The organism is Streptomyces ossamyceticus (genome assembly GCF_001418475.1).
Taxonomy (GTDB): Bacteria; Actinomycetota; Actinomycetes; order Streptomycetales; family Streptomycetaceae; genus Streptomyces; species Streptomyces ossamyceticus.
In genome coordinates, this window is the sequence record NZ_LIQX01000284.1 from 1 (window position 1) to 4,879 (window position 4,879).

The following is a 4,879-nucleotide window of genomic DNA, read 5'->3' on the forward strand; positions in this document are numbered from 1 at the left end:
GGCGTGGCCGTGCGCGGCCGGGAGATCGTCGCGGTCGGCACGGACGCCGAGATGCGCGCCCTGGCCGGGCCGACGACCCGGATCGTGGAGCTGGCGGGGCGGACCGTCCTGCCGGGCATCAACGACTCGCATCTGCACGGCGCCGCGTACGGGCTGAGCAAGCCGCCGTTCGCCCTCGACGTCGGCCACCCCGCGGTGGGCTCGATCGCCGACATCGCCGCCGTGGTCGGCGAGGCGGCACGGGCCGCCGGGCCCGGCGAGTGGATCGTCGGCATCGGCTGGGACGCGGGCTATCTGACGGAGTGCCTCGCCGAGCCGGGGCGGTTCCCGCACCGGCTGGACCTCGACGCGGTGGCGCCCGACCACCCCGTCTGCCTCACCGACTCCTCGCAGCACACGGTGTGGGCCAACAGCGAGGCGCTGCGCCGGTGCGGGATCGACGCGGACACGCGGCCACCCGCCGGCGGAGTCATCGACCGCGGGCCCGACGGGCACCCGACCGGCGTGCTGCGCGAGTCCGCCGCGGCACTGCTCCAGGCCGCCGTGCCCTCCCCCACCCTCGACCAGCGTCGCCAGGCCATCCGCCATGTCGTCGCCGGTCTCCACTCCCGCGGCATCACCAGCTACACCGAGCCGGGCCTCGGCCCCGGCGGCTCCGAGACCGTCTTCGGTGCTCTGAGCACCGACAACTGGACCGCGTACGCCGACCTGGCGGCCTCCGGCAGCCTGCACGCCCGGGTCAGTGTCCTGCTGCTGCCCGCGCCCATGGGCGGTTCCGCCGCGGACATGCGCAAGGGGCTGGCCGAGCTCCACCGCCCCGAGTCGCCCGACCCCCGCCGGCTCAACGCGATCGGTGTGAAGATCTTCGCCGACGGGGTGCCCCCGAACCGTACGGCCTGGATGAACGAGCCCTACCTCGACGGCGGTCACGGCTCCCTCTGCGTGCACGGGCACACGCCCGACCTCCAGGTGGACGAGCTGTTCGACATGATCCGGGTGGCACACGAGGCGGGCTACCAGCTGGGCGTCCATGTCACCGGCGACCGGGCCATCGACCTGGTGGTCGACGCGTTCCTGGCCGCGGCGCGGGAGCTGCCCCGGCCCGACGCCCGGCACTACGTCATCCACGGCGACTTCATCGGCGCGCACAGTCTCGCCCGCCTCGCGGCGCACGGCTACGGCGTCAACATGAACCCCGCGATCAAGTGGACGGTGTCCGACCTGATGGAGGAGGTCGTCGGTCCGGTGCGGTCGGCGTACCAGTGGCCGGTGCGCTCGGCGCTGGACGCGGGCGTCGCGGTGTGCGCCAGCTCGGACGCCCCGGTCACGGAGCCGGACTGGCGGCAGGGGGTCGCCGGGATGCTGCTGCGCGAGTCGAAGGCCAGCGGCCGGGTCAGCGGCCCGGAGCAGCGCGTGGGACTCGCCGAGGCGCTGCGGGCGTACACGATCAACCCGGCACGGCAGGACTTCGCGGAGGACTGGAAGGGTTCGGTGGAGGTGGGCAAGGTGGCGGACCTGTGCGTCCTCGACCGGCCGCTGCTCGACCTCGACCCGCACGACGTCACGCGCGTCGAGGTCGACATGACGGTGTTCGACGGCGGCGTCGTCTTCGAGCGCTGACGGAGTCGGGCCCACGCGAGGGGCCCCGGACGGGCGCGAGCCACGTCCGGGGCCCCTCCCCCGTCTCAGCCCGTGAGGGCGGTCACCCGGCGCATGACGTCCTTGCAGAAGGCGCCCACCCCGTCGGGGTCGTCGATGAACTGGTTCGGCTTGACGCAGAACGTCGTGAACCCCTGCTCCAGTTGTTCCGGCAGGGAGGCGAGGGCCGCCCCGACGTCCGCCGGGGAGTGGTCGTCGGGGAAGACCGCCTGGGTGCCGCCGATCATCTCCAGCTCGGTGATGTCCCGGCCGGCCGTGGCCATGGCCTCCTTCAGCGCCTGGATGTCCTGCGGCGTGGGCCGGCCGAGCGGGTGGAAGCCGTGGCCGTACCGGACCAGGCGGCGCAGCACGGGGCCGTGCAGCCGCTGCCCGCCGAACCACAGCCGGGGCCCCTCGGGCCGGTACGCCTTGGGCTCGAAGTAGACGTCTTGGAACGGGTAGTGCTCGCTGTCGTGGGAGATCGGTGACGGTCCCCACGCCTTCGCCCAGACGGCGAGGTGCTCGTCGAGCAGGCGCCCCCGGCTGCCGAAGGGCACGCCGAGCGCGTCGTACTCGTCCTTGCTCCAGCTCACCGTGGGCTGCACCAGCAGCCGTCCCTCGCTGATGAGGTCGAGGGTGCCGAGTTCCCTGGCCATCAGCAGGGGGTGGCGCAGCGGGGCGAGCACCGCGGCGGCGGCGAGCCGCAGGCGCTCGGTGACGGAGGCGATCGCGGCGAGCAGGAGCAGGGAGTTCGGCCAGGGGGTGTACGGGTCCTGGTTGCCCGGGAGGGCGTAGTCGCGGGGGTTGCCCATGATGCCGGCGGCCCCGGCGTCCGGGCCCAGCACGATGTGCTCGCTGACCATGACGGAGTCGAACCCGGCGTCCTCCGCCTCGCGGGCCCACCGTACGGCGGTGGGCAGATCGGCCCGGCCGCCCGTCAGTGTCCAGTTCTCGCTCAGCACGAGCAGCATGCGTGGTGCGGCGCCCATGACACCCCCAAGTTCATTTGATTCCAAACAAGATAAGGAGGCCGAGATTCCCGGGTCAATACCTGTCCGGGTGGATAATTGCGCTCCTGCGGCGCCGCCACTGCCGTCTCCGGCTCGGCGCTGCATCCGCCCCCGGCCGGGCACTGCGTCCGCGTCCCCGGCCCGGCGCCTCACCCGTCCCCCACCCGGCGCCGTAATTCGATTGCGTGGGCGGGGCGCCCGGCCCCACGCTCTGCCCATGTACATCACCGATGCCCTCCTGCCGCCGACCTCCGCCGCCGCTCGTCCGGTGCGGGGCCGGCAGCAGTCCGGCCGACCGTGGGGACCGACACCGCCCCGGTCATGACGGCCGCGCTCGTCGCGGGGCTCCTCGCGGGCTACGGCATCGCCGTCCCCGTCGGAGCGGTCGCGACCTATCTGGTCTCCCTCACCGCCCGTACGTCCCTGCGCACCGGCGTGTGCGCCGCCCTCGGTGTCGCGACCGCCGACGGGCTCTACGCCCTGGTCGCCGCTCTCGGCGGTACGGCGCTCGCGGTCGCCCTCCAGCCCGTGCTGGTGCCGTTGCGCTGGGCGTCCGCCCTGGTGCTCCTCGCGCTCGCGGTGCGCGGCGCGGTCACGGCGCTGCGCCAGTACCGCGCCCGGCGGCTGCCCGGCCGGCAGCAACGGGACCCGGTGGGCCCGGCACGCGCGTACACCGCGCTCCTCGGGATCACCCTCCTGAACCCCACCACCGTCGTGTACTTCGCCGCGCTCGTCCTGGGCAGCCGCGCCGCCGAGGCCGTACGCCCGCTGGAGCAGGCGGTGTTCGTCCTCGCCGCGTTCCTCGCCTCCGCGAGCTGGCAGCTGCTGCTCGCCGGTGGCGGTGCCCTGCTGGGCCGCGCGCTGACCGGGCACCGGGGACGGCTGGCGACGGGGCTCGTGTCGAGTGCCGTCATCGCGGTGCTGGCGGCCGGCATGCTGCTGCCGTCCTGAACACCGGGTGGTCCGGGCGCGGGAACCCTCTCCGCGCCAGGACCACCCGGTGAGGATGAAAACGGCGGGGGCGTGTGTTGAAGACGGGGCGGTATCCGGACCCGACAGGAAGGGACTGTTGCCCCATGCCTCTTGAAGGCGAGTATGTGCCGAGCCCCACGCAATGGGTGCGCGACCAGGTGGAGTTGTACGAGAGCTCGGGCGGCGCCGAGGGGACGACGCTGCTGGACACGGGGATGCCCGTCGTCATCCTCACCACCCGCGGCGCGAAGAGCGGCAAGATCCGCAAGACTCCGCTGATGCGTGTGGAGCACGACGGGCGGTACGCGGTCGTGGCCTCGCAGGGCGGCGCGCCCCAGCACCCCGTCTGGTACCACAACGTCACGTCCGACCCGCACGTGGAGCTCCAGGACGGCGCGACCCGGCAGGACATGACGGCCCGTGAGGTCACCGGGGACGAGAAGGCCCTGTGGTGGGAGCGCGCGGTCACCGCGTACCCGCCGTACGACGACTACCAGAAGAAGACCGACCGGGAGATACCGGTCTTCGTGCTGGAGCCGGCGACGGGCGCGTAGGCGAGGGGGCCCGGTTGAGGGGGCCCGGTTGAGGGGGAGAAAATTCCTCGGATCGACGCGCATGATCCCCCGGACGCCGGGCATCCGAGTCTCAGGCCCCGCCGCGTTCCCCCGTCGCGGCGGGGCTCTTCGCTGTCTTCTCGCCCTCCGCGGCCCGCTCCCCCGGCTCTGACCGCTCGACCTGCCGTGCCCGCCGGGCGGCGCGGGCGTCCGTCACGTCGAGGAAGATCTGTTCGGCCTCGGGGACGATGTGGGCGATGGAGCGCTTGATGCGTACGGCGACCTCCTCGACCCGTTCGCTGTCGAGGCCGGGGACGAGGTCCACGCGGGCGGCCACCAGGGTGGAGTCCAGGCCGAGCTCCATGGTGAGCAGGGCCTCGACGCTGTCGATCTCGGGCTGCGCCTCCAGCAGGGCACGGATCCTGTGGCTCGCGTCGGCGCCCGCCGCGCGTCCGATGAGCTGATCGCGGGCGTCCCGGCCGAGCCAGAACGCCACGTACATGAGGAGGGCGCCGATACCGAACGAGGCGAGCGCCTCCCAGAGCGCCTGCCCTGTCACCATGTGCAGGGCCATCCCGGCCATCGCGAGGGTCACGCCGAGGACGGCGGTGCCGTCCTCGGCGACGACCGTCCGCAGCGCCGGGTCCCGCAGGCCGCCCGCGCCGCCCTGCGCGCGCACCTGGTGCAGGGCGGCGCGGGCGGCCT

General features: G+C 73.6%; 5 protein-coding genes. 3 read left to right on the forward strand and 2 right to left on the reverse strand.

Features of this window, described 5'->3' with window-relative positions:
- Window positions 1–1,620 (forward strand): amidohydrolase (locus tag AOK15_RS21670; RefSeq protein ID WP_055519418.1); only part of this gene is annotated, 1,620 nt, incomplete at its 5' end.
- A 65-nt stretch (window positions 1,621–1,685) separates the two neighbouring features.
- Here AOK15_RS21670 and AOK15_RS21675 read toward each other — a convergent pair.
- On the reverse strand, window positions 1,686–2,627 hold the full coding sequence (locus AOK15_RS21675; RefSeq protein ID WP_055519420.1) for an LLM class flavin-dependent oxidoreductase: 942 nt from the start codon (window positions 2,625–2,627) through the stop codon (window positions 1,686–1,688).
- Window positions 2,628–2,969: 342 nt separating this feature from the next.
- Between AOK15_RS21675 and AOK15_RS21680 the strand changes: the two genes are divergently transcribed.
- Window positions 2,970–3,599 (forward strand): LysE family transporter, encoded by a 630-nt coding sequence (locus tag AOK15_RS21680; RefSeq protein WP_205632199.1) that lies wholly within the window; start codon window positions 2,970–2,972, stop codon window positions 3,597–3,599.
- Between the two features lie 125 nt (window positions 3,600–3,724).
- Window positions 3,725–4,174: a nitroreductase family deazaflavin-dependent oxidoreductase gene (locus AOK15_RS21685; protein ID WP_055519424.1), complete on the forward strand. Its 450-nt coding sequence runs from the start codon at window positions 3,725–3,727 to the stop codon at window positions 4,172–4,174.
- A 91-nt stretch (window positions 4,175–4,265) separates the two neighbouring features.
- Here AOK15_RS21685 and AOK15_RS21690 read toward each other — a convergent pair.
- A partial coding sequence (locus tag AOK15_RS21690) for a cation diffusion facilitator family transporter (RefSeq protein WP_157870332.1) occupies window positions 4,266–4,879 on the reverse strand: 614 nt, incomplete at its 5' end.